Source organism: Methylobacterium litchii, assembly GCF_038442315.1.
GTDB classification, from domain to species: Bacteria; Pseudomonadota; Alphaproteobacteria; order Rhizobiales; family Beijerinckiaceae; genus Methylobacterium; species Methylobacterium litchii.
The window spans coordinates 831,813-855,294 of the sequence record NZ_JBBXMY010000001.1; the positions used below are offsets into that span (position 1 = coordinate 831,813).

Annotated in this window: 23 protein-coding genes; 11 read left to right on the forward strand and 12 right to left on the reverse strand. The window is 70.2% G+C overall.

From position 1 onward, the window contains the following. Nucleotides 1–3: 3 nt before the first annotated feature. Entirely contained in the window at nt 4–888 is an 885-nt protein-coding gene (locus tag AAHF99_RS04275) for a tetratricopeptide repeat protein (RefSeq protein WP_342162806.1), read from the reverse strand. Beyond that, complete coding sequence (gene ilvD, locus AAHF99_RS04280; RefSeq protein ID WP_342162807.1) at nt 875–2,605, reverse strand: dihydroxy-acid dehydratase; 1,731 nt, start codon at nt 2,603–2,605, stop codon at nt 875–877. The genes AAHF99_RS04275 and ilvD overlap by 14 nt, the downstream gene beginning before the upstream one ends. A gap of 616 nt (nt 2,606–3,221) precedes the next feature. Here ilvD and AAHF99_RS04285 point away from each other — a divergent pair. After that, the gene (locus AAHF99_RS04285) at nt 3,222–3,407 is read left to right on the forward strand and encodes a hypothetical protein (protein ID WP_342162808.1); all 186 of its coding nucleotides are present in this window, start codon (nt 3,222–3,224) and stop codon (nt 3,405–3,407) included. A 275-nt stretch (nt 3,408–3,682) separates the two neighbouring features. Here the strand turns inward: AAHF99_RS04285 and AAHF99_RS04290 are convergent, their stop codons facing one another. Then, nucleotides 3,683–4,543, reverse strand: a complete 861-nt coding sequence (locus tag AAHF99_RS04290) for a transglutaminase-like domain-containing protein (RefSeq protein ID WP_342162809.1) — start codon at nt 4,541–4,543, stop codon at nt 3,683–3,685. A gap of 250 nt (nt 4,544–4,793) precedes the next feature. Here AAHF99_RS04290 and AAHF99_RS04295 point away from each other — a divergent pair, with 250 nt between their 5' ends. Together AAHF99_RS04295 and AAHF99_RS04300 are read left to right on the forward strand one after the other, a co-directional pair. Continuing rightward, nucleotides 4,794–5,189, forward strand: coding sequence for a DUF2267 domain-containing protein (locus AAHF99_RS04295; RefSeq protein ID WP_342162810.1), 396 nt, complete (start codon nt 4,794–4,796; stop codon nt 5,187–5,189). 209 nt (nt 5,190–5,398) lie between these two features. Beyond that, on the forward strand, nt 5,399–5,617 hold the full coding sequence (locus tag AAHF99_RS04300; RefSeq protein WP_243958557.1) for a hypothetical protein: 219 nt from the start codon (nt 5,399–5,401) through the stop codon (nt 5,615–5,617). Between the two features lie 9 nt (nt 5,618–5,626). Here the strand turns inward: AAHF99_RS04300 and AAHF99_RS04305 are convergent, their stop codons facing one another. Continuing rightward, complete coding sequence (locus AAHF99_RS04305; RefSeq protein ID WP_342162811.1) at nt 5,627–6,472, reverse strand: hypothetical protein; 846 nt, start codon at nt 6,470–6,472, stop codon at nt 5,627–5,629. An 86-nt stretch (nt 6,473–6,558) separates the two neighbouring features. After that, complete coding sequence (locus AAHF99_RS04310) at nt 6,559–8,634, reverse strand: M3 family metallopeptidase (RefSeq protein WP_342162812.1); 2,076 nt, start codon at nt 8,632–8,634, stop codon at nt 6,559–6,561. 133 nt (nt 8,635–8,767) lie between these two features. Here AAHF99_RS04310 and AAHF99_RS04315 point away from each other — a divergent pair, with 133 nt between their 5' ends. The 3 genes from AAHF99_RS04315 to AAHF99_RS04325 all read left to right on the forward strand — a co-directional run bounded on the left by AAHF99_RS04315 (nt 8,768) and on the right by AAHF99_RS04325 (nt 11,433). Continuing rightward, nucleotides 8,768–9,586, forward strand: coding sequence for an extensin-like domain-containing protein (locus AAHF99_RS04315; RefSeq protein WP_342162813.1), 819 nt, complete (start codon nt 8,768–8,770; stop codon nt 9,584–9,586). 82 nt (nt 9,587–9,668) lie between these two features. Next, nucleotides 9,669–10,751, forward strand: a complete 1,083-nt coding sequence (locus tag AAHF99_RS04320) for a L,D-transpeptidase (protein ID WP_412759828.1) — start codon at nt 9,669–9,671, stop codon at nt 10,749–10,751. A 292-nt stretch (nt 10,752–11,043) separates the two neighbouring features. Beyond that, a complete protein-coding gene (locus tag AAHF99_RS04325; protein WP_243958547.1) occupies nt 11,044–11,433 on the forward strand; it encodes a response regulator in 390 nt (129 codons plus the stop codon). Nucleotides 11,434–11,439: 6 nt separating this feature from the next. Here the strand turns inward: AAHF99_RS04325 and AAHF99_RS04330 are convergent, their stop codons facing one another. Further along, nucleotides 11,440–11,820, reverse strand: a complete 381-nt coding sequence (locus tag AAHF99_RS04330) for a YraN family protein (RefSeq protein ID WP_342162814.1) — start codon at nt 11,818–11,820, stop codon at nt 11,440–11,442. Further along, complete coding sequence (rsmI, locus tag AAHF99_RS04335) at nt 11,820–12,755, reverse strand: 16S rRNA (cytidine(1402)-2'-O)-methyltransferase (protein WP_342162815.1); 936 nt, start codon at nt 12,753–12,755, stop codon at nt 11,820–11,822. The genes AAHF99_RS04330 and rsmI overlap by 1 nt, the downstream gene beginning before the upstream one ends. Nucleotides 12,756–12,893: 138 nt before the next feature. Here rsmI and AAHF99_RS04340 point away from each other — a divergent pair, with 138 nt between their 5' ends. Continuing rightward, nucleotides 12,894–14,129 carry a penicillin-binding protein activator gene (locus tag AAHF99_RS04340; RefSeq protein WP_342162816.1) on the forward strand — a complete coding sequence of 412 codons (1,236 nt, stop codon included), beginning with the start codon at nt 12,894–12,896 and terminating at the stop codon, nt 14,127–14,129. Here the strand turns inward: AAHF99_RS04340 and AAHF99_RS04345 are convergent. The 3 genes from AAHF99_RS04345 to AAHF99_RS04355 form a co-directional block, all read right to left on the reverse strand. Next, nucleotides 14,123–15,637, reverse strand: coding sequence for an undecaprenyl-phosphate glucose phosphotransferase (locus tag AAHF99_RS04345; protein WP_342162817.1), 1,515 nt, complete (start codon nt 15,635–15,637; stop codon nt 14,123–14,125). The two genes, AAHF99_RS04340 and AAHF99_RS04345, sit on opposite strands and share 7 nt — an antisense overlap. A gap of 113 nt (nt 15,638–15,750) precedes the next feature. Continuing rightward, nucleotides 15,751–16,434, reverse strand: coding sequence for a PAQR family membrane homeostasis protein TrhA (trhA, locus tag AAHF99_RS04350; RefSeq protein WP_342162818.1), 684 nt, complete (start codon nt 16,432–16,434; stop codon nt 15,751–15,753). Between the two features lie 150 nt (nt 16,435–16,584). Next, nucleotides 16,585–17,697, reverse strand: a complete 1,113-nt coding sequence (locus tag AAHF99_RS04355) for a COX15/CtaA family protein (RefSeq protein ID WP_342162819.1) — start codon at nt 17,695–17,697, stop codon at nt 16,585–16,587. 155 nt (nt 17,698–17,852) lie between these two features. Here AAHF99_RS04355 and AAHF99_RS04360 point away from each other — a divergent pair, with 155 nt between their 5' ends. The 3 genes from AAHF99_RS04360 (at nt 17,853) to AAHF99_RS04370 (ending at nt 19,830) form a co-directional block, all read left to right on the forward strand. Then, nucleotides 17,853–18,056, forward strand: coding sequence for a DUF2842 domain-containing protein (locus AAHF99_RS04360; protein ID WP_342162820.1), 204 nt, complete (start codon nt 17,853–17,855; stop codon nt 18,054–18,056). Between the two features lie 107 nt (nt 18,057–18,163). Beyond that, nucleotides 18,164–18,499 (forward strand): hypothetical protein, encoded by a 336-nt coding sequence (locus AAHF99_RS04365; RefSeq protein WP_342162821.1) that lies wholly within the window; start codon nt 18,164–18,166, stop codon nt 18,497–18,499. A gap of 122 nt (nt 18,500–18,621) precedes the next feature. After that, nucleotides 18,622–19,830 carry a GNAT family N-acetyltransferase gene (locus tag AAHF99_RS04370; RefSeq protein ID WP_342162822.1) on the forward strand — a complete coding sequence of 403 codons (1,209 nt, stop codon included), beginning with the start codon at nt 18,622–18,624 and terminating at the stop codon, nt 19,828–19,830. A 6-nt stretch (nt 19,831–19,836) separates the two neighbouring features. Here the strand turns inward: AAHF99_RS04370 and AAHF99_RS04375 are convergent, their stop codons facing one another. After that, nucleotides 19,837–22,029: a GumC family protein gene (locus tag AAHF99_RS04375; protein WP_342162823.1), complete on the reverse strand. Its 2,193-nt coding sequence runs from the start codon at nt 22,027–22,029 to the stop codon at nt 19,837–19,839. A 248-nt stretch (nt 22,030–22,277) separates the two neighbouring features. Between AAHF99_RS04375 and AAHF99_RS04380 the strand changes: the two genes are divergently transcribed. Beyond that, the gene (locus AAHF99_RS04380; protein ID WP_342162824.1) at nt 22,278–22,856 is read left to right on the forward strand and encodes a polysaccharide biosynthesis/export family protein; all 579 of its coding nucleotides are present in this window, start codon (nt 22,278–22,280) and stop codon (nt 22,854–22,856) included. On the opposite strand, the gene AAHF99_RS04385 is transcribed toward AAHF99_RS04380, so the two are convergent. Further along, nucleotides 22,857–23,432 (reverse strand): hypothetical protein, encoded by a 576-nt coding sequence (locus tag AAHF99_RS04385; protein WP_342162825.1) that lies wholly within the window; start codon nt 23,430–23,432, stop codon nt 22,857–22,859. Nucleotides 23,433–23,482: the final 50 nt, after the last annotated feature.

A 23,482-nucleotide genomic window follows, 5' to 3' on the forward strand; every position in this document is an offset into this window, starting at 1 on the left:
TCGTCAGTTTCGCCGCTTGATCGACCCGACGGTCTGGAGCTGGGTTTGCGCCTCGTTCCGGTCGTCGGGGGACGCGGCGGCCCAGTTCTTGTCGTAGAGGGCGACGATCCAGTCGTCCTTGCGGGACTGGACGCCGTCGCGGGCCAGCGAGAGCCAGACGAGGCCCTTCACCCGCTGCTGCGGCACGCCGCCCGCGCCGTTGACGAGCATGTCGCCGAGGAGCGCCTGCGCTGGATGGTGGCCCTTCTCGGCCGCGAGGTTGAACCACCGCGCCGCCTGCCGGGAATCGGCCTCGACGCCGTTGCCGTCGAGGTAGAGCCGGGCGAGGTTGTACTGCGCGTTCGGGTCCCCGTAGTAGGAGGCCGCGTAGTTGAACATGTCGTAGGCGCGCTCGGGGTTCGGGCGCACGTAGGTGCCCTTGATCCCGTCAAGGAAATAGGAGCCCAGCGCCGTGAAGGCGCTGCCCGTCACCGCCGCGTTCTGCGAATCCCCGGAATCGTCCGTGCTGGCATCGGCGATGCGCGAGAAGAACTCGAACGCCTTCAGGTCGTCATGGGGCACGCCGTCGCCCTCGGCGTACATCCGCCCGAGCTTCCACAGGGCGAGGGCATGGCCCTGGCCGGCGGCGTATTCCAGGGCGCGGGCGGCGCCTTCCTTGTCGCCCGCATTGTATTCCCGCACGCCCGCCCGCAGGGCATCCCGCGCGGAGCGGTAGCTCTTCTCGGCCGCGGCCGGCACGGGGGTGCGCACGAAGGCATCGAGCGCCCGCGCGGCGGGCGCCTGCATCAGCAGGGCGCCCGACACGGCCACGAGGAGAAGCGCGCGGAGCCGGCGCGGAGAGGTCCCTGCCGGCACGGGCCGGGCGAGGACCGTCCTAGACGTCAGCATAGCTCTCCGTCTCCTGCGCCCCACCCGGATGGGTGACGGCGCCGTACAGAGCGGAGCCGACCCCCTGCGCATACTTCCAGAGGTAGCCGGAGGTCGCCGCGTTGCCGCGCGGCGCCCACGCCTTGCGGCGCTCGGCCAGTTCCTCGTCGCTCAGCGCCACCGACAGCGTGCCGTCGATCGCGTTGAGGGTGATCATGTCGCCGTCCTTGAGCAGACCGATCGGGCCGCCGACCGCCGCCTCCGGCCCGACATGGCCGACGCAGAAGCCGCGCGTGGCGCCGGAGAACCGCCCGTCGGTGATGAGGGCGACCTTCGAGCCCATGCCCTGGCCGTAGAGGGCGGCCGTGGTGGAGAGCATCTCGCGCATGCCGGGGCCGCCGCGCGGACCCTCGTAGCGGATGACCAGCACGTCGCCTTCCTTGTAGGAGCGGGACTGCACGGCGGCGAAGCAGGCTTCCTCGCCGTCGAACACGCGCGCCGGGCCGGTGAAGACCTGCGCCTCCTGCGGCATGCCGGCGACCTTCACGATGGCGCCCTCGGGGGCGAGGTTGCCCTTCAGGCCGACGACGCCGCCGGTCGGGGTGATCGGCCGGTTGGCCGGGTGCACCACGTCCTGGTCCGGGTTCCAGGCGACCTTCTCGAGGTTCTCGGCGATGGTCCGGCCGGTGACGGTCAGGCAGTCGCCGTGCAGGAAGCCGTGGTCGAGCAGGGTCTTCATCAGCAGCGGGATGCCGCCGACCTCGAACATGTCCTTCGCGACGTAGCGCCCGCCGGGCTTCAGGTCCGCGATGTAGGGCGTGCGCCGGAAGATCTCGGCGACGTCGAACAGGGTGAACTCGATGCCGCATTCATGGGCGATGGCCGGCAGGTGGAGCGCGGCGTTGGTCGAGCCGCCGGAGGCCGCCACGGTGGCGGCGGCGTTTTCCAGCGCCTTGCGGGTCACGATGTCCCGCGGGCGGATCTGCTTGGCCAGCAGCTCCATCACCTTCTCGCCAGCAGTGGCGCAGAACTTGTCGCGGATTTCGTACGGGGCCGGTGCGCCGGCCGAGTAGGGCAGGGCGAGGCCGATGGCCTCGGAGACGGTGGCCATCGTGTTGGCGGTGAACTGCGCGCCGCAGGCGCCGGCCGAGGGGCAGGCGACCTGCTCCAGTTCGTCGAGGTCTTCGAGGCTCATGTCGCCGACAGCGACCTTGCCCACCGCCTCGAACAGGTCCTGCACGGTGACGGGCTTGCCCCGGAACGAGCCGGGCAGGATCGAGCCGCCATAGATGAAGATCGACGGCACGTTGAGGCGCACCATGGCCATCATCATGCCGGGCAGGGACTTGTCGCAGCCGGCGAGACCGACGAGGGCGTCGTAGGCATGGCCGCGCATGGTCAGCTCGACGGAATCGGCGATGACTTCGCGCGACGGCAGCGAGGCGCGCATGCCGCCATGGCCCATGGCGATGCCGTCGGTGACGGTGATGGTGCAGAACTCGCGTGGGGTGCCGTGGGCGGCGGCGACGCCCTTCTTCACCGCCTGCGCCTGGCGCATCAACGAGATGTTGCAGGGCGCGGCCTCGTTCCAGCAGGAGGCGACGCCGACCAGCGGCTGGTGAATCTGCTCACGGGTCAGGCCCATGGCGTAGAGATACGAGCGGTGGGGGGCGCGATCCGGCCCCTCGGTCACATGACGGCTCGGAAGCTTCGACTTGTCGTTCAAACGCGCGTCCATGACCAACACCGCAGCTCTGCTTGCCCTTCCGGAGGGTGCGGCACGGCGCGGCTCATCGCGACTGCGATCAGCCGATACTTCGCCCGCTCTCTCCGGAGGCTGACTTTTGTACGCGGTAAATCTTTGGCAAGACTGCCGTTTACCGCGGGGCCCGGAGTGGGCTGGGACTATGGCGGGATCGCGGCGCCCACGCGCAGGATCGGGGGCGGTACCGGGATGCTTTTGCGGTGTTGCGACCCCGCCACAGCCACGCTTCGGGCCGGGGCGCCACCCTGGATTGCTTCGCTTCGCTCGCAATGACGATGGCGGGTTGAATGCGCAGGCGTTCTCTCCCAAGCCCTTGACGCTGCAGGAGGAATGCCGCTTAGCTGCCCATGGGGCGGTACGCGCCGCCCTGGGGTGTGGAAACCCCTTCACACGACGGCTTGGAGCCCGCTGGCTTGGGCTTCGTTATCCTTGACCCTTCGGTCGGGGAGCCTGCGACGCATGTCCAGGCGCTCCGGTGCTAAAGGTCGTAGGAGCCGATCGTGTGCGGTTTTCCAACTCCCCGGCTAGGGGTGGTCGAGGCTCGTTTGCGGGGGCGCACCGCAGGCACGGGCCCCGCGCGAGTTGGCCCATGCGTAACATGGAAGATTCCGACGATCCGGCGGTCCTGGCTGCGAGCCTGCGCGCCCTCTTCGATTCCCTCGTCCGTCTTCCGACCGACGATCCCCTGAAGTGCCAGACCCGGGCCTTCCTCGCCCGAATCCTGGAGCTGCTGGAGAAGGACAACGAGACGTCGCGCGGGCCGGTGCTTTCGTAGGGGCCGGCCGAGACGCGGGTTCCCCCTCGCCCCGCTTGCGGGGAGAGGGCCGCGACGACCCCGTCGTCGGCGCGGCGAGGCGGCAGCCGAGGGTGAGGGGGCGTGCCGGACGTGTCTCCTCCGGCGAGCCCCCTCACCGCCGCTTCGGCTTCGCCTTCGCTTCCCGCTGACACGACAAGGTGTCAGCGGGCCTCTCCCCGCAGGCGGGGAGAGGGGAACGCGTGCTTTTCCGGCCGGGGTGCCGGGGTTCAGAATGGGAGAACCCGTCAGCCCGCCTACGCCGCCCCGGCGTGTGGGGCGGGGACCTCGGTCGAGATGGCGTCGACGGTGCGGGGCATCGGGCTGCCCTGGCCGTCCGTGCGCTGGATGCGGATCTGCTGGTTCACCGGCTGCATGTTGCCGAAGGGCGTCGAGAAGGCGATCTCGGCCGCGTCCCGCCCGACGCCGATCCGCACGAGCCCGTCCGGGTCCGCCTGCCGCGTGGCGTCGAACAGCCACCAGCGGCCGTCGAGATAGGCTTCGAACACCGCGTGGAAGTCGCTCGGCACGAGGCCGTGGGCGTAGCAACTGACGAACCGGGCCGGGATGCCGAGCGCCCGGCAGAAGGCCGTTCCGAGATGGGCGAAGTCCCGGCAGACGCCCGCCCGCTTCAGCAGGCTCTCGTCGGCGGTGGTCTGCTCGTCGCTGGAACCGGGCTGGTAGGCGAGGTGATCGTGGATCCAGTTGCAGATCGCGTTCACCCGCTGGTGCCCCTGGGGCAGGGCGCCGAACTCGGCCTGGGCGAAGGGCGTCAGCCGGTCGGAGGAGACGAAGCGGCTCGGCAGCAGGTAGGGCAGGATGTCGATGGGCAGCTTGGCGACCGGCGTCTCGTTGATCGTCGCCGGATCGGCCCGGTGGACCGTGAGGTCGACCTCCGCCTCGTATTCGAGGGCGAACGGCCCGGTCGGCACGTTCACGCCGAGATAGCGGTTCTGGGCGTCCGGGTGGATGTAGACCTCGCGCTTGAGGTCGGGCTTCAGCGTCAGCGTCTCGCGCAGGATCTCGACGCTGCGGAGCTTGGCGACCTCGAGGTTGAAGATGAACGTCGTGTCCGCGAGGATATTGTAAGACAGGCTGCAGCCCAGCGTGTAGCGCATCGGATGGTCTCTGGCGGTGTGGTCGTCCCACAGCGGCAAAGCGCGGCGGCTCGCCGCAGTTCCGCAGGGGCCTGCCCGAAATAGCGCCGCCCTCGCAAGGTTTTGCCTATTGCGGCGGCGCCCGTCGGTTCGCCGCAGCCAGCGGCCCCGCGCGGCGCCCGTCGTGCCATCGACAGCAGTGCCCAAGCTTGATTTCCCCGACCTCCCAGACGATGGACTGTTTGGACTTCCTCCAATCGAGACATGCCCCATGGAAGAACTGCTCGCCCGCGTCTGCGCCCGCACCGGCCTCGATACCGCGACGGCGCAGACCGCCATCGGCCACATCCTGTCCTTCCTCCAGAAGGAGGGGCCGCAGCCCCAGGTCGGGCAGCTCATGGCGGCCCTGCCGGGCTCCGAGGATCTGGCCGCGCAATCCGATGCGGGCGAGAGCAGCGGCGGCGGCGGCTTGATGGGCATGCTCGGCGGGATGCTCGGGGGTGGGGGCGTCATGGCCCTCGGCCAGAAGCTGATGTCGGCGGGCGTGCCGATGGGCCAGATGCAGCCGCTCGGTCAGGAGCTCTTCGCGGTCGGCCGTGAGAAAGCCGGCGAAGATGTGATGGGCCCGATCGTCGGTTCGATTCCCGGTTTGAATCAATTCGTCTGATTGCGAACACTGTCTTCGCGGCGCGCAATAGCCGTGCGCCGCGACACAGGTGCGATGTCGCACTGCGGGACGGGACTGGCGGACCGATTATGAAAAAACCGTTCCGAGGCGAAAGCTTCACGGAACGAGTTCACGCTATCCCCGTTGTTAAGGTGCGCGGCCGGGCTCGATGATGAGAAGCCTGCCGCCACGTCCCCCGCAGGCCCGTCATGCCCGTCTTCGACGCCAAGAATCTGGACAGGGAATTCGAGGGTCAGGCTCTCCTCGGGGCCATCCTTCACCCCACGCGCGGCGCCCGCACCCGGGCCCTTCGCCTTGGCCGTCGGCGCGCGGAGCGGAACTCGCTGATGGCGGATCCCTTCGCCATCGAGCCGCGCTTCCCGATGTCGGGTGACGACCTCACCCCCGTGACCGTCCCCCAGTCGTAAGGGCCGGTCTTACCATTCCTTGGGCGTCACGAAGCCCTGGCGGGTGACGACGACCCATTGCCGGCCCTGGCGCTCGATCGCCTCGACACGGCCCGCCCCCGGCAGCGTATCGCCGGGCATCACCTGAAACAGCCTGCGGCTGCGGTTCTCGATGATCGCGGCGCCGTCGAACACGTCGCGCAGGGCGTATTGCTCCAGCACGGGTGGCTTGGCGGGCGCAGCGGCCTTCACCGGCTCCGGCTGAGGCTGCACCTTCGTCTCGATGGGCTTGGCGTCCGCCTTGATCTCGCGCGGTTCAGCAAGGCTGCCGGTCTGCGTCGGCTCGGCCTTGGCCGCGACCGGGCGCGGGGTGAGGGCGGCAATTCGCGCCGCGTGTTCCTTCTCGGCCTGATCGATCTTCTCGTTGAGGCTCGCGAGCTTCGCCGTCAGGCTGCGGTCGAGCTGGGCGATCTTCTCGTTGAGGCTCCGACCGCCGCTCTCCTTGCGGACGCTGTCGGTGACGGCGCGAAGCTCGCCGACATTCTGGTCGAGCTTGGCGAGCGTCGCGGCAAGCTTGGCGGTGTCGCTGCGGCCCGCATCGATCGCCGAAGCGAGGGAGGCGACCGCCGCCGTCGAGCCCTGATCGCGCGAGGCCGCGCCGAAGCCGAGCATCGCGCCGAGCGCCAGGGCGCTGCCCGCCACCGCGACGAGGCGCGATTCGGCGCGCATCATCGTCTGGGCGAAGCGGCGGGGCGTGGCGAAGAATGGCGCCTTCTCGGTGATGATCTCGACCTTGAGGCCCTTCTTCGGGGCCTTCTCGACCACTTCAATCTTCGGCTTTTCGTCGGTCGATGCCGTCGGCTTGGATTCAGTCATCGTCCGTCCCTCCCGCTCGCAGCCCGTGCTGTAAGCAGTCGTTAAGGACGTTTCTTTACGAAATCCTTACCTCTGGGATCGGCGGCTCAGGCCGCCAGACCCCGCTTCTTGAGGAGCGGCGCGATGCTCGGCATCCGGCCGCGGAAGGCGGTGTAGGCCTCGCGCGGGTCGCGCAGGTTGCCCGCCCCGTAGACGTAGGTGCGCAGGCGCTTGGCCGTCTCGGGGTCGAAGATGTCGCCGGCCTCGCGGAAGGCGTCGAAGGCGTCCGCGTCCAGCACCTCGGACCAGAGGTAGCTGTAATAGCCCGCCGCGTAGCTCTCGCCGCCGAAGATATGCGCGAAGTGGGGCGAGCGGTGGCGCATCCCGATCTCGGCGGGGATCGCGATCCGGCGCAGGGCGTCCGCCTCGAAGGCCGGCACGTCGAGCCCCGCCTCGCCCTCGGCCGAGAGGTGCAGCGTCATGTCGACCAGCGCTGAGGCGGTGTATTCCACCGTGGCGAAGCCCTGGTTGAAGGCCCGCGCGGCGAGCAGCTTGCGCAGCAGGTCCTCCGGCATCGGCGCGCCGGTCTCGTGGTGGCGGGCGTGGGCGCGCAGGATCTCCGGCTGTTCCAGCCAGTGCTCGTAGAGCTGCGAGGGCAGTTCCACGAAGTCGCCGGAGACGGAGGTGCCCGCCAGCAGAGGATAGGTCACGTCCGAGAGCAGCCCGTGCAGCCCGTGGCCGAACTCGTGGAACAGGGTGCGGGCGTCGTCGAAGGACAGCAGCGTGGGCTGGCCTTCCGGCGCCTTGGCGAAGTTCATCACGTTGACGATGATCGGCGTCACGATCCCGGTGAGCTTTTCCTGTGAGCGGAAGGCGCTCATCCATGCGCCGGAGCGCTTCGAGGCGCGGGCGAAGTAATCGCCCAGGAACAGGCCGACCTCCCGGCCCTCCGCATCGCCCACCCGCCAGACCCGGACATCCGGGTGGTAGCGCGGCACGTCGTGCAATTCCTCGAAGGTCAGGCCGAACAGGCGCGTCGCCGTGTCGAAGGACGCCGCGATCATGCGGTCGAGCGGCAGGTAGGCCTTGATCTCCCCCTCATCGAGGTCGTGCTCGGCCCGGCGCAGCTTCTCGGCGTAGTGGCGCCAATCATGCGCGCGGAGGGCGAAGTTGTGCCCCTCCTGCTGGACGATGGCCTGGAGCCTGTCCCGCTCCTCGATGGCGCGGGTGCGGGCCGGGGTCCACACGTCACGCAGCAATTCCATCGCCGCGTCGGGGCTCGCCGCCATCGTGTCCGCGAGCTTGAAATGCGCGAAGCTCTCGTAGCCGAGCAGCCGCGCCCGCTCGGCGCGGAGCTTCACGATCTCGGCCATGAGGGCGCGGTTGTCGGTCGGGCCGCCGGATTCGCCCCGGTGGATCCAGGCCTCGTGGGCCTTCTCGCGCAGGTCACGGCGGGTGGAGAAGACGAGGAACGGCTCGATCAGCGAGCGCGACAGGGTGATGACGTGCCCGTCGAGCCCGCGCTCCTTGGCGGCGCTGGCGGCGGCGGCGCGCAGGAAGGGCGGCAGGCCGGCGAGGTCGTCCTCGCCACTCAGGGGCAGGGTGAAGCCGCTCTCGTCCGCCAGCAGGTTCTGGCTGAACTGCGTCGCGAGTTCGGACAGGCGCTCCGCGATGGCTGCCATCCGCTGCTTCGCCTCGGGGCCGAGTTCGGCGCCGGCCCGGCGGAAGCGGATGCGGTAGCGGTCCAGCACCCGGCGCTCCTCCGGCCCGAGGTTCTCCGCGTCCGCATCGACGGCCGAGATCCGCGCCCAGAGGCGAGGGTTCAGGTAGATGGCGCTGCCGTGCCGGGAAAGCTTCGGGCCGATCTGCCGCTCGATGGCCTGGAGGTCCGGGTTCGTGTGGCTGCCGGTGAGGTTGTAGAAGACGCCCGCCACCCGATCGAGCGCCTGACCGGCCCGCTCCATCGCGGCGACGGTGTTGGTGAAGCGCGGCGGGGAGGGATCGTCCGCGATCGTCGCGATCTCCGCCTCGTGCGCGGCGAGGGCGGCGTCGAAGGCCGGCAGGTAATGCTCGGGCCGGATTTGCTCGAAGGGCGGCAACTCGTAGGGCGTGCCCCAGTGCGCAGGCGCGAAGGGGTTGTCCTGCGGAAGGCTGTCGAGCCCGGCGGCGAGAGTGTCCGGCATTCGCATCCTCGGTTTCGGGCGCTGCGCCCGTCGCGCCTGTTCTGGGCCGATCCGTCGCTGGCGGCAACCGGGGCGAACGATCCGAACGGCGCCTCGGCCGTTATGGCTCGGGTGGGGAAGCAATCGAGGGGATATGGCCAAGCGTCTCACGACAGCGATCGGCCTGTGCGGCGCGTTGCTTGCGGTCTCGGCCGCCGCGGCGGTACCGACCCCGCCCGAGCGCCCTGCCGAACTCACCCCGCCGCCCCCGCCCTCCGCGCCCGTTCCCGATCCGGCGCCGGTCCCGCCGCCGCGTCCGCCGGAGCTGACGCCCCCGCCTCCCGCCGCCGCCCTGCCGGTTCCGCCCCCGGTGCCGCCGGAGCGGCCCGCCGACCTGTCCGGCGAGGCGGTGCTGGCGCTGACGGTCGCCCCGCCGGACGACGAGGCCTGCCGGACCCGCCTCAAGCGCCTCGGTGCGAGCTTCGAGCCGCTTCCGGCCATCGCGGAGGGGCAATGCACGGCGCCACTGCCCTTGAAGGTCACGGAACTGGCCGACGGTATCGCCCTGCGGCCCGCCGCGACCCTCACCTGCCGCTCGGCCGAAGGGCTGGCGCGCTGGGCGAGCGAGGTGCAGGTCGAGGCGCAGCGTGCCCTCGGCAAGCCGCTCGCCGCCCTCGACCTCGGCGGGACCTATGTCTGCCGGGGCCAGAACCACGACGTCGATGCCAAGCTCAGCGAGCACGCCTTCGCCGACGCCGTGGACGTGATGGGTTACGCCTTCACTGGGCGCGGGCCGCTGCTGGTGAAGGAGACGCCCGGCGACGGGCCCGAGGCCACCTTCCTGAAGGCGACGCGCACGAAGGCCTGCGCCTTCTTCCGCACAGTCCTCGGGCCGGGCTCGAACGCCGCCCATGCCAACCACCTCCATCTCGACGAGCGCGAGCGGACCGCCGGCCACCGCTTGTGCGAATAGATGTGACAGAGCGACCCGGAACGCTGCCACGCCTCCGACGCTTAGGGCGGTCGGAGCCGTTCGCTCCGGGAGCCCGACGACGATGATGCGACCGTGGCTGAGTGTGCCGGCCGTCCTGGCGATGCTGGCCCTGCCGACCCTCGCCTCCGCGAAGGAGACGAAGGCCAAGGAGCCCGCCGCCCCCGCGCTGACGGAGCAGGCGGTGAACGCCGCGACCTTCACCGAGGGCAAGACCGACGAGGGCAAGACCGACGAGGACAAGTCGAAGAAGAGCGAGCCCCCGGCGCAGCCGATAACCGTGCGGGCCCAGGTGCTCCTCGACCGGGCGCGTTTCTCCCCGGGCGCCATCGACGGGCGCGAGGGCGACAATTACCACCGGGCGCTCGCGGCCTTCGCCGCCGCCCGGAAGCTCCCGACCTCCGATCATCTGACGAAGGAGGTATGGGAAGCCCTGCAATCGGGCGATTCCGCGCCGGCCCTCAAGAGCTACACGATCACCAAGGAGGACGCGGACGGCCCCTACGAGCGCCGCATCCCGCCCAAGATGGAACAGCAGGCCGAACTCGACGCCCTCGGCTACACCAACGCCCGCGAGATGCTGGCCGAGCGGTTCCACATGAGCCGCGACCTGCTCAGCGCCCTCAACCCCGACAAGAAGTTCGACGAGGCGGGCACGACGATCCTGGTGGCCGGCGTCGAGCCGATGGGCCTGGACAAGCCGAAGGGCAAGGATCTGCCGCAGGATCCGAAGGTCGAGCGCATCAGCGTCGACAAGACGAACCGCGACGTGCGTGCTTTTGGCGCGGACGGCGCGCTGCTTGCCTATTACCCGGCTTCCATCGGCAGCAGCGAGAAGCCCGCGCCGAGCGGCGAGACCACGGTGAAGGGTGTCGCCTTCGATCCGGTCTACACCTACAACCCGAAGTATGGGTTCAAGGGTGTGAAATCGAAGCAGAAATTCTCGATCCGTCCCGGCCCGAACAACCCGGTCGGCCTCGTCTGGATCGATCTTGCGATCCCGAGCTACGGTATTCACGGCACGCCCGAGCCCGAGCGGGTCAGCAAGACCGAGTCCCATGGCTGCATCCGGCTGACGAACTGGAGTGCCCGCGACCTCGCCAAGCACGTCGCCCGTGGGGCCAAGGTTGCTTTCACCGACGACTAGACCACAGTACGCCTGTACCGGATGGTCGGTGGCCGGGGGTGCGTTTTCGCCCCCCGTGGACCGTGGCTCAGGTTGCAATCGGGCCGCATGTCATCGAAAATGTATCTGAGTTTAACATAGGGTTGGGCCGCAGGGGGCCGGCGTGGCGAGCTGTCGCTTGACACGCCAGCGGGAACGGGCGACCCACCGTTAAGGTCTTGCGATCCCCCAATAGGCGGTTCGCGTACCAGTAGACCGATGTTATCGCGCGGAAACGACCCCGTCGGGGGCAGCGAAGGGAAGACGGCCCGGCGTGAGTGCTGACCTCAACGACGAACTGCTCAACGGTGTCCGCGTCCTCGTTGTCGAGGATGAAGCCGCTATCTCGATGCTGCTTGAGGACATGCTGCTCGACTTTGGCTGTACGGTCGTCGGACCTGCGGCCCGCCTGTCGACGGCCCTCGAAATGGCGGCGCGGGAGACGTTCGACGTCGCGATCCTCGACGTGAACGTGGCGGGCGAGCCGATCTATCCGGTGGCCGAGGCCATCGTCGCGCGGGACCGTCCTCTGGTCTTCTCGACCGGCTATGGCGGCGCGGGCATCCGCGAGCCCTTCCGCGACCGGCCCGTCGTGCAGAAGCCGTTCAGCCAGGCGGACCTGAAGCGCACCCTGATCGGGGCCATGCGCAAGGCCGAGGGCTGACGGGCCTCACAGCCCCTCGAGGGTGAACGCGGCCGGACAATGCTCCGGCCAGCCCCGCCCCCCGACGAAGACCGCATCGGCGCGCAGCGTCAGGCCCGCCGTGGACGGGTGCCGGGCCACCCAGGCCCGCACCGCCTTCGAGAAGCGCCGCCGCTTCACCGCGCCGATGGCCTCCCGCGCCGCGTCGATCCGCGCCCGCGCCTTCACCTCCACGAAGACCAGCGTGCCGCCCCTGCGGACGATCAGGTCGATCTCGCCCCCCGCCAGGGACACCCGGCGCGCGACCGGGACGTAGCCGCGCAGCATCAGCGCCAGCAGGGCGATCCATTCCGCCCGGTGCCCGAGCCGGTAGGCGGCCCGCCGTACCTCGCTGCGGGCGGCCTGCATCAGCCCTCGCCCTCACGGGCGAGCGCCAGGGCGCGGGCATAGACCTGCCGGCGCGGCTGGCCGGTCTCGTCCGCCACGAGGCTCGCCGCGTCCTTGATCGAATGGCGGGCGAGGGCGGTGCGGATCGCCGCGTCGAGGGCGGCGTCGTCCTCGGGCCCGGCCGCCTGGGGCAGGGCCGGGCCGATCACCACCACGATCTCGCCCTTGGGCGGCGGTTCGGAGGCGAAGCGCGCGGCGAGGCTACCGAGGCTGTCGCGGCGCACGGTCTCGTAGAGCTTCGTCAATTCGCGGGTTACGGCGGCGGCGCGGTCGGCGCCCAGGGTCGCGGCGGCGGCGGCCAGCATCTCGATCAGCCGGTGGGGGGATTCGAACAGGACCAGCGTGCCCGGCACCTGCGCCAGGGCTTCGAGCCGGTTGCGCCGGGCACCGGCCTTCTGCGGCAGGAAGCCCTCGAAGAAGAAGCGGTCCGTCGGCAGGCCCGCCGCGACGAGGGCGGTCGTCACCGCCGAGGGGCCGGGCACGGGCACGATGCCGATGCCGGCCTCGATCGCCGCCTGGACGAGCTTGTAGCCGGGGTCCGACACAAGGGGCGTGCCCGCATCGGAGACGAGGGCCAGCGCCTCGCCGGCCTTGAGGCGAGTGACCATCCGCTCGCGCACCGCGTCGGTGGAATGCTCGTGATAGGCCACCAGCGGCGTGGTGATGCCGTAATGGGCCAGGAGCGTCCGCGTCACGCGGGTGTCCTCGGCCAGCACCGCATCGGCGGCGGCGAGGGTCGCGAGGGCGCGGATGGTCACGTCGCGCAGGTTGCCGATGGGCGTCGCGACGATGTGTAATCCGGGGGGGAGGGGCTCCGCCTCGCTCGCGAGGCCGAAGGCGGTGAAGGTGCTGCTGCGGGCGGAAGCCGGCCGCGTGGGATCGATTCGACGGTTCATCGATGGCGAGATTGCCACAGGCGGGCTCCCGCGTCGCCGCCGGGGAAGTGGAGAACGGGGGAAGAGGTGCAACCGGCATTTACAAGCCGGACAAGGACCGACAGGCTTCACCCGGATTTCCTCTGAGGAGAACCTCCGATGGCGCAGGCACCGCGCTCGCGAGGTGTGGTCGTTCCGGCCGTGCTGATCTGCACCACGGCGCTGTCGGGCTGCGTCGGCACCGAGAGGGTGGCGCGTAAGCGTCCGCCGCCCGCGCCCGTGGCCGAAGCCCCCCTGGAGCCGGCGGCGGGCCCCGCCCTCGCGGGCGAGCGCATCGGCAGCGGCAGCGTGAAGGTCGCCCTCGTGGTGCCCCTGACGGGGCAGGGGGCCAGCGTCGGCGCGGCCCTGCGCAACGCCGCCCAACTCGCCTACGACGAGGGCCAGCAGCCCGATCTCACCCTTCTGGTGGAGGACGATGGCGGCACGCCGGCCGGGGCGGCGAGCGCCACGGAGCGCAGCCTGAAGGCGGGGGCCGACCTCGTGCTCGGGCCGCTCTTCGCGGGCAACGTCCGCGCGGCCTCCGTGCCGGCGCGGGCGGCGGGCAAGCCGATGATCGCCTTCTCGACCGATGTCGGCGTCGCCTCGCGCGGTGTCTACCTGCTGAGCTTCCTGCCGCAGCCGGAGGTGTCGCGCATCGTGGAGGAGGAGGTCGCCTCGGGTCGCCGCTCCTTCGCGGCGTTGATCCCCGAGACCGCCTACGGCAACGCCGTCGAGGCGCAGTTCCGCGAGGCGGTGACGAACCGGGGGGCGCGGGTCGCGGCCATCGAGCGTTACCCGGCGGGGGCGCCGGGCGAGGCGGTGAAGCGGCTGTCCGGGGTGATCACCGGGCCGCGCGCCACCGCCGACGTGCTGTTCATCCCCGAAACCGCCGACGGGCTGCCCGCCGTCGCCGCCGCCCTCACGGGGGCCGGCTTCTCGCCCGCGAAGGTCAGGCCGGTCGGCACGGCGCCGTGGAACGAGCCCGCCCTGTTCGCCCTGCCGGCCCTGCAGGGCGGGCGCTTCGCCGCCCCCGACCGGGGCGGCTTCTCCGGCTTCAGCGCGCGGTATCAGGCGCGGTTCGGCGCGATCCCGCCCCGCGTCGCCTCGCTCGCCTACGATGCGGTGATGCTCTCCGCGACGCTGACCCGGCAATTCGGCACCCAGCGCTTCGCGGAGCCGACGCTGACCAGCGCCTCGGGCTTCGCCGGCCTCGACGGCACGTTCCGCTTCAGCCCCGAGGGCACCAGCGACCGGGCGCTGGCCGTCTACGAGATCCGCAACAACGCGGTGAGCGTGGTGAGCCCGGCTCCGAGGGTTCTCGGCAAGCCGGGCTTGGCGGCGGCGGCGCCTCAGTAGGCGTTCTCGGTCTTCAGCAGCGCGAAAGGCGTGATCAGCAGGATCCGCAGGTCGAACAGCACCGACCAGTTCTCAATGTAATACAGGTCGTGCTCGATGCGGCGCTGCAGCTTCTCGGGCGTGTCGGTGCCGCCGCGCCAGCCGTTGATCTGCGCCCAGCCGGTGATGCCGGGCTTCACCCGGTGGCGGGCGAAGTAGCCGTCGACCACCTGCTCGAACAGGGTGTCGGCCTGCCGGGATTCGACCGCGTGCGGGCGCGGGCCGACCAGGGACAGGTCGCCCTTCAGCACGTTGAACAGCTGCGGCAGCTCGTCCATCGAGGTCTTGCGGATGAAGCGGCCGACCGACGTGACCCGCGAGTCGTTCTTGGTGACGATCTTGCTCGCCGTCGGGTCGCATTGATCGACGTAGAGCGAGCGGAACTTGTAGATCTCGATCAGCTCGTTGTTGAAGCCGTGGCGCTTCTGCTTGAACAGGATCGGCCCGCGCGAGGTCAGCTTCACGGCGAGCGCCACGCCGAGCATCACCGGCGCGAGGGCGATGAGGGCGAGCAGGGCGACGCAGCGGTCGAAGGCCGCCTTCATCACCACGTCCCAATCGGCGATGGGCTTGTCGAACACGTCGAGCACCGGCACCGAGCCGAGGTAGGAATAGCTCCGGGGCCGCAGGCGCAGCTTCGCCGCATGCGCCGAGAGGCGGATGTCGATGGGCAGCACCCAGAGCTTGGCGAGCATCTGCAGGATGCGCCCCTCGGCGGTGATCGGGATCGTGAACACGATCAGGTCGAGGGGCTGGCGGCGGGCATAGGCGACGAGGTCGTCCACGTTGCCGAGCTTCGGCACGCCGGCCACCGTGTCCGTGGAGCGGTCGTCGTTGCGGTCATCGAAGACGCCGACGATGCGGATGCCCGAGTCCGGCTGGGCCGAGAGGGCGGAGATCAGCGTTTCGCCGGCCTCGCCGCCGCCGACGATGGCCGTGCGGCGGTCGAACCGGCCGGCGCGGGTATGCGCCTCCACGTAGCGCGACAGCACCAGCCGCCCGCCCAGCAGCAGGGTGAGGCCCCCGGCGTAGTAGGTGGCGAGCCACAGCCGCGAGGTCTGGTCCGCCAGCTTGGCGAACACGAGGAACGCGGCCAGCACGAGGAAGGTCGTGGTCCAGGCGGCGACCATGCGGATCGCCATGCGCACGAAGCCGCGCATCGCCTGGAGCCGGTAGGCGCCCGCCGCCTGCGCGATGGCGACGGTCGCGGCGGGGACGAGGACGATTGCGGCGGCATAGGTCGTCACGGAGGCGATGCGGCCGTGCAGCATCACCGCGTAGAGTAGGATGCCGAAGCCGAGGAGCGTGACGGCCTCCAGGATCCGCACCGTGCCGCACAGGACCAAGGGCGAGACCGCCTTCGGCCGTTCGACCCTCAGGGGCCTGTCCTGGGCTCCCACCCCGGTGCCGGCATTGGCCGATGCGGGGCCTGCCGCCTTCATGATGTCGCGGACGTCGAAAGCACTCATCGCGCCGTCTTCCAGCCTCGTTCACTGAGCGTGTCGCCCGAGGCTCGCACGGTTGTTTCACGGAATGCTTAAAGCCGAAGGTTGCATCCTCCGTCTTCGACGGTGCGGCGGGCCTAGCCGAGGGTGGTGCCGTGCAGGCTCGACCAGATCGTGCCGTAATGGCAGGCCGTGGCGATGAGGACGAAGGCGTGCCAGATCGCGTTCTGGAAGGGCAGCGTCCGCCAGACGTGGAAGACCACGCCGATGGAGTAGAGCGCGCCGCCGATGGCGAGGAGCCAGAGGGCGGTAGGCTGCAGGGCGGCGATCACCGATTCATAGGCGAACAGGCCGCTCCACCCCAGGATCAGATAGAGGGCGATGGAGAGCCGGTCGAACCGGCCGGGCAGGAACAGCTTCACGGCGATGCCGATCAGCGCCACCACCCAGATCACCGCCAGAAGCCCGTAGGCGACGGGGCCCGAGCCGACCAGCGTGACGAGGGGCGTGTAGGTGCCCGCGATCATCAGGTAGATCAGGGCATGGTCCGCCCGGCGCAGCAGCCACTTGCGGGGGCCGACCGGGTAGAGGTTGTAGGTGGCCGAGACGCCGAGCATCAGCACCAGGGCGCAGGCATAGACGAAGAGGGCGGCTTGCGCCCCGAAGGCGAGGTGGGCGCTCAGGGCCGTGAGGATGAGCGTTCCCGCCCCCAGGACACCGAGGGCGACTCCCAGGCCGTGAATGATCCCATCGGCAAGGATCTCACGCGGGGTATAATTCCACGTCAAAGTGACCGGACGACCGTCCTCTGCGAGAGACATCGCGGAGCCTCCTGCACAACACGCAGGAGTGTAATCCTGAAGTGATTACACTGTTCCATGCGAAGACTGCGCAATAAGGGATCAACCTGAGTTTATCGTGGATAAGCAGTGTTTTGTGCCCTGCGGTACGAATGTCGCAGGGCAAAAAGCTTACGCGCCACGGGCCGCGAGGCCGGGATAGGCGCGCTCCGCCGCCGGTTTCACGGCGGCGCCGGCCGTCACGCCCCGGCTGAGGCGGGCGTGGATCGTCGCGGCGGTGAGCACGAACATCGCCAACACCTGATGCGCCAGCGCCGCCCAGAGCGGCACCGCCAGCAGCAGGGTCGCGATGCCGAGCCCGGCCTGGGCTAGGACGAAGGCGGCGACGACGAGGGCCCGCCGGGCGACGGCGGTGCCCCGCGCCGCGATCACCGCATCGGCCGCGTGCAGTAGGGCGACCGCCAGGAGCAGGTAGGCCACGAGGCGGTGGTCGAACTGCACGAGCATGTGGTTGTCGACGAAGTTCTCGATCCAGGGCCGCACGGCGAACAGGTGGTCGGCGGAGGGGATCAGCACCCCGTCCATGTCCGGCCACGTGTTGTAGACGAGCCCGGCATGGGAGCCCGCGACGAGACCGCCGAGGAAGATCTGCGCCAAAACGAGCGGCGGCAGGATCAGAGCGGTGGCGCGTAGGCGCGAAGGCGCCGGGGCCAGGGCGCCCGGCCGCTCCCCCGCCGCGAGCCAGACAAGGCCCGCGAGGATCAGGCTCGCGGTGGTGAGATGGAGGGCGAGCTTCAGCGGGGCGACGGCGGTCATGCCCGGCTGGAGGCCGGAGGCGACCATGATCCAGCCGATGGCACCCTGCAGCCCGCCGAGCAGGCCGAGGGCCAGCAGCCCCCAGCCGAGGCGGCGGCGGATCAGGCCCTTCCACCAGAACACGAGGAGCGGCAGGAAGAAGACAAGGCCGAGCACCCGCCCGAGGAGGCGGTGGCCCCATTCCCAGCCGTAGAGCACCTTGAAGGCCGAGAGGCCCATGCCCTGGTTGAGAATGGCGTATTGCGGCGTGTCGCGGTACTTGGCGAACTCGGCGGCCCAGTCGGCGTCCGACAGGGGCGGGATCACGCCCGTCACCGGCCGCCACTCGGTGATCGACAGGCCCGATCCGGTCAGGCGCGTCGCCCCGCCGACCGCGACCATGGCGATCACCAGGGCTGCCACCACCGCCAGCCACAGGCGCACGGCGGAGGATGCCCCGCCCGTCCCCCGTTCCGCTCTCGCGCCCATCCGGTCCTCCGCGCCATCCTTCGCGCCGGGGTTAAGGGATCGGCCGGGCGCGGGCAACGCGCGTGGCGCCGCATCGCCCCCGCGCGGCAACGCGCCGGTTGCCTCCGCTCCATCAGGAGGTTAGCCCCTGGGAAAGTCGAGGAGGGGAGGAGGCGATGCCGCGACGCATCCGCGTGCTGGTCGGGACGGTGGGGATGCTGGCCTTCGTCTGCCTCTACGCACCCATCGCCATGGCCCTCGCCGACAGCCGCATCGCCGAGACGCCGGCTCCGATCCAGGCCGTGCTCTACTCGATCCTCGGCATCGGATGGGTCCTGCCGCTCATGCCACTCATCAAGTGGATGGAACGGCCCGATTAGCCTGTGCGGGGGCACACCCCCCTCGTTTTCGCCGCACTCGCAGCCGAGACAGAGCTTGAGCGATTCGCACGTCGCGGTCGCGCGCTTGTCCCATGAGTCCCGGCTGCATGTCCCAAACGCGTCTCGTTGCGTCGATCCTGTGCCTCGTTCCGTTCGCTGCCCTGGCACAGGGGACGCCCCGGAGCATCGGCGAGTGCGAGCGCCTGAAGAACGATCTCGCCTACAACCAGTGCTTGGCGATGTTCGGCCCGGCGGCGAAGAACGTCGCGGCGGGCTACGCCTCGGTCGATGCCGCTGCCGCGCCCGCCCTGCCGGAGGCCACCCCCGCCGAGATGCAGCAGGAGGCCGATGCCGCCCCGCGCCGGGGCCGCCGCTATCGCCGCCACGGACGCCAGTACGCCATGTTCACCACCGGCGAGTATCGCCGCCACCGCCGTCGCTGAGACGCAACTAAGCGTTACCCAAACCACGCGATTACATTCGCCAATTGGTGCTTCCCGGCCCGTTGGTAAACCCCCGCTTCAGGGGCTCCGCCTCAGATCGTCCGGCCTTGGTGGAGGGGACGATGGTGGCGATCGTACACCGGCAGAGCGAGCGGAGGGTCGGGGATGAGGCCGTCAGGTCCGCGCCGGGCGTCCTCCCCGTGTTGAGCGCCGAGATCCTGCCCGGGCTCGGCGCGGCCGAAGCCCTGTGGCGCGCCTTCGAGGCGGCGCCCGATTGCCTCGCCTCACCCTATCAGCGCTTCGCGTGGGTTTCGTCCTATCTCGGTGAGACCGGCGACATCGAGCGCAGCCGCGTCGCGATCCTGCGCGATCAGGCGGGGCGGGTGCGCATGCTCATGCCCCTGGTTGTGCAGACGCGCCACGGCATCACGCTGGCCCGCTCGATGGGCGACACCCACGCCAACTACCACCTGTCGCTCTTCACCCGCGACACCGCCGCCGTGCCGGCCGAAGAGGTCCGTGCCGCCCTCGTCGCGGCGGGGGCGGGGGTTGGGATCGACGCCTTCGCCTTCGCGCATCAGCCGCGCCTGTGGGAGGGCGCGCCAAACCCCCTCGCGCGGGGCGGCGAACCGGAGGCCAGCGACGCCTACGGCCTCGTCCTCGGGCCGGACCCGGATGCCACGATCCGGCGCGTGTTCAGCGCCGATGCCCGCAAGAAGCTGCGCTCGAAGGAGAAGCGGCTGATCGAGGCGCTGGGCGAGATCGCGTATCACCGGGCGGCGGATGGCGAGGAGGCCCGCGCCATCCTCGCGGCCTTCTACCGCCAGAAGGCGGCGCGCTTCGCCGGCATGGGCATTCTCGACCCCTACGCGCCGGAGGCGATCCGCCGCTTCCTGGAACGGGCCGCGTCCGGAGATGACCCGGCGATGGAGGTTCACGCCCTGCGGGTGGTCGCGACCGGGCGCATCCTGGCGGTGTTCGGCGGGGCGGTGAACGCCACGCGCTACAGCGGGATGATGACCTCGTTCGATGCGGATCCCGAGGTGAGCCGCTTCAGTCCCGGCGATTTGCTGCTCCACCACCTCGTGGGCGAGCAGACCGCGCGGGGTCGCCTGAGCTTCGACCTCGGCGTGGGCGAGGCCCGTTACAAGGCGAGCATCTGCGACGAGACGATCGCGCTGGTCGAGACCGTGTGGCCGGTGAGCCTGCGGGGGCACGCCTACGCCCAGATGCGCACGGCCCTGACACGCATGAAGCGGCGGGTGAAGGGCGATCCCCGCCTCTTCGCCGCCGCTTCGCGCGTCCGTTCGCTTCTTCGCCGGAGGGGCTAAGGCCCCTCACGCCGCCTTGAGGTGGAACTCGGGGAAGACGAGTTCCTCGTGCTGATCGGCCGGGGGCTCGGCGTTGGGCCGGTCCTGGGCGATGAGCACCTGACCCGCGCCCGCTTCGAGGGCGGTGGCGTAGAGGTCGGCCAGGGTCTCGTCGGCCGGGTCGGCGTTCGAGGCGATCACCACGCTGTCGGCGAGCGTCGCGACGAGGCCCAGAAGCTCGGCGGCCTCCGGCTGCGGGCGCAGGCGGCAGATCACCCACTCGTAGGCCTCGGCCATGGCCTCCAGGGTGAAGGCCAGGGCGCGGGGCTCCTCGAACAGGAGTCCGGCCGGGGCGATGCCGGCGGCGACATGGTGCGCGCCGCCCGGCCCGTCCGCCTGGATCGCCTCCACGAAATCCGCGTCGCCGCAGACCACGTCGGTGAAGCCCACTTGCTCGGACGCGCCGTCCGGCCCGGCGAGATCCACCACGAGGACGCTGCCGCCCCGCCCGAAGGCGCTCGCCAGGGCGCCGGCCAGGGTCGGCATGGCGGCCTGATCGGTCTCCATCAGCACGACCATCCGGCCCTCGGGGGCGCCGGCGATGACCGGACGCCGCGACAGGCGCTCGATGAGGGGCGTCAGGTCGAAGCCGTCCGCAGGCGCGGCGACCGCGACCGGCCCCGCCACCGGGGCAGGCTCGGCCTCAACCACGGGCGTCTCCTCGACCGTCTCGGCTTCGGCGACCGGCTCGGGCTGTGCCTCGGCCTTGATCTGGGTCTCGCTGCCGGCCTCGGCGGCGACGGGCTCGGCCCAGTCCTTGGCCGGCATCGCCTCGGGGAAGAGGAAGGGGTTGGCCGCCACCGGGGCGACGGTCTGGGCCTCTTCTCGACGCGCCTCGGGGAGCGCCACCTTGGTGGGCTTACCGCGCAGGGCGCGGGCGAGCACGCCGCCGAGGCTCAGCAGCAGGGTGAGTAGGGTGACGAAGCCGACGATCGGCAGCTTCTGCGGGAAGGAGGGCACGGACGGCGTCACCGCCCGCGAGAGGATGCGGGCCTCGGCCGGCGCGGCGCCTTCGGCCTCGCGGACGCGGCCGAGGGCGGTGTCGAGTTGTTCACGCTGGATCTTCACCTCGCGCTCCAGGGCGCGAAGCTCGATGTCGCCGGCATTGCCCTTCACCATCGTGTCCTGCTGCCCATCGACGGCGGACTGCAGGCTGGTGACGCGCGCGTCGGCGAGCTTGGCGTCGTTCTCGAGGATGCGCACCGTGCGCTCGGCGGCCGTCTTGATCTGCGCGTCGAGGTCTTCCAGTTGGGCCTTCAACTCCTTGATGCGCGGATGCGCTGGCAGGAGTGTCCGCGATTCCAGGGCGAGTTGCGCCCGCACGGTGATCCGGGTCTCGATGGTGCGCCTAAGCATCTCGTTGTTGGCGACGTCGGTGATCTCGTAGGCGCGGCCGTCCTTCAGGAGGTCCTTGATGGCGGCGACGCGGCCGGCGATGTCGGCGCGCTGCACCCGGGCCTGGGCCAACTGGCCCGACACCTCGGACAATTGCTGCGCCGAGAGGGGCCGCCCCGCTCTTCCCGCGTTGGCGACGAGCCCGTTCTTCACGCGGAAGGCTTCGGCCTTCGCCTCGGCCTCGGCGACCTTGCGGCGAAGGGTGGCGATGGTGCCATTGAGCGCGGTGGATGCGGAGCGCGCGGTGTCGGCGCGGTCGTCCGTCAGGGACGTGAGATAGAGCTGCGCGACCGTGTTGGCGGCCTCGGCGGCCAGCGCCGGGTCCTTCGCATCGAACGCGACGGTGAGGGTCCGCGGCTTGCCGGCGGGGGAGACCGTCAGGTGATCGAAGTAGGCGTCGGTCACACGGTCCTCGGCGGGCCGGTCGAACGGGTTGGCGCCGATGCCGAGGAGCATCATCAGTTGCCGCACCGGGCCGATCTCGCCGGCCGTGGCGTCGAATTCGGGGTTGCCCACGAGCTTCAGGCGCTTGATCGCCTCGCGGGCGATGTCGCGGGATGCCATCACCTGGTTCGCCGCCGCCTGCTCGTCGATGGCGGCACGCCCCGCCGGTTCGCGGCTTTCCAGGACGAGTTGGGTCTCGCCGGTATAGCGCGGCGGGACGACGTTCACGACCACGGCCGAGCCGAGGGCGGCCAAAGCGGTCGGTACGACGAGCCAGGGGAGAGATTTGCGCAGGTTGTGCGGGGCCTGCTTGACGGTCACGCCGTCTTCACGCCGTGCCGCCCGGAATGCGGAGGCGGTTTTACGCATTCTGATCCGGGACATGGGCAGCTCTTTACGCAAAAGTGGTCCGGACGGCCTTGAAGCCGCAACCCACATTTGAAAACGTTAAGGTTGCTTGACCGTTAATCGCGTTGTGAATTCTGTCGAGACACGTTTTGATTGCGTCGGATAGGGTTCGTTAACCTTAACACCGTACCAGCAGTTGCATCGGCATTCACAACACGGCGATGGTGATGAACCGGCGCGCACTTGTCTTCGCACTCGGCACCAGCCTCGCGCTCGGGGGCTGCCTGCGTCCCGACTTTCGGACCAGCGAACTCGACGCTACGGGCACGGGCTCGATCAGCGCCCGCTATACCCTCGCGGCGGGGGACCGCTTGCGGGTGATCGTGTTCGGACAGGACAACCTGTCCAACATTTACACGGTGGACGGCGCGGGCAAGATCGCGATGCCGCTGATCGGCGCCGTGCAGGTCGGCGGCCAGACCACGGGTCAGGCGGCGCGGGCCATCGAGGGCAAGCTGTCCTCCGGCTTCGTGCGCGAGCCGCACGTGACCGTGGAGATGGACGCCTACCGGCCGTTCTACATCCTCGGTGAGGTGACGACCTCCGGCCAGTATGCCTACGTCAACGGCATGACCGTCGAGACGGCGGTGGCTATCGCGGCGGGCTTCAACCCGCGCGCCGCCCGTGATTACGCGGTGCTCACCCGCACCACGCCGTCGGGCCTCGTCTCCGGCATCGTGCCGATGACCTATGCGGTGCGCCCCGGCGACACGATCGTCGTCAAGGAGCGCTTCTTCTGATCAGGGCGTCGTCCGCCAGGGGTTGATGACGCGCATCTCCTCCGAGCGGGCGACCTGCGCCTTGGCGTCGGCCTTGGCGGGGATGGCCTTGCGCATCCGCGCGACCATCCGCCGGGCCTCGTCGGCGGGGAGCACCCCGGCCGGCTGGGTCATGGAGGCGAGGAGCTGGCGCGTCTTGCGATCGACCAGCGCCGATTGCTTCACCGGCTCGAAGTCGCTCATCACGTGCGGACGGCCGGTGCGCCCGGCGAAAACCTGCGCGCCGGTCTTGAACACGACGATGTCGCCGGGCCGCAGGGTCTCGTCCTTCAGCAGGGCGGCGGCGGCGCCGTTGCTCATGTCCAGCGGAGTCTGGCGGTCGCTGACGTGGATCTTCACCGGCAGCGCGGCATAGCGGGTCTTCAGCTTGTGCCGGCCGAAACCGAGATGCCGTGACCGGGCCACCGGCTGCGCGCCGGGATACGGCATGGCCGCCTGGGGCTCCGGCTGCGGCGCGGGCCGCACGCCGAACAGCATTTCGAGGAAACCGCCCTCGGCGGCATGGACCGTCGCCACTTGGGCGGTGGTGCATGTCATGATCGTCAATGCGGCGACACACGCCGCCCTTGCAGTCCGAGATGGCATCC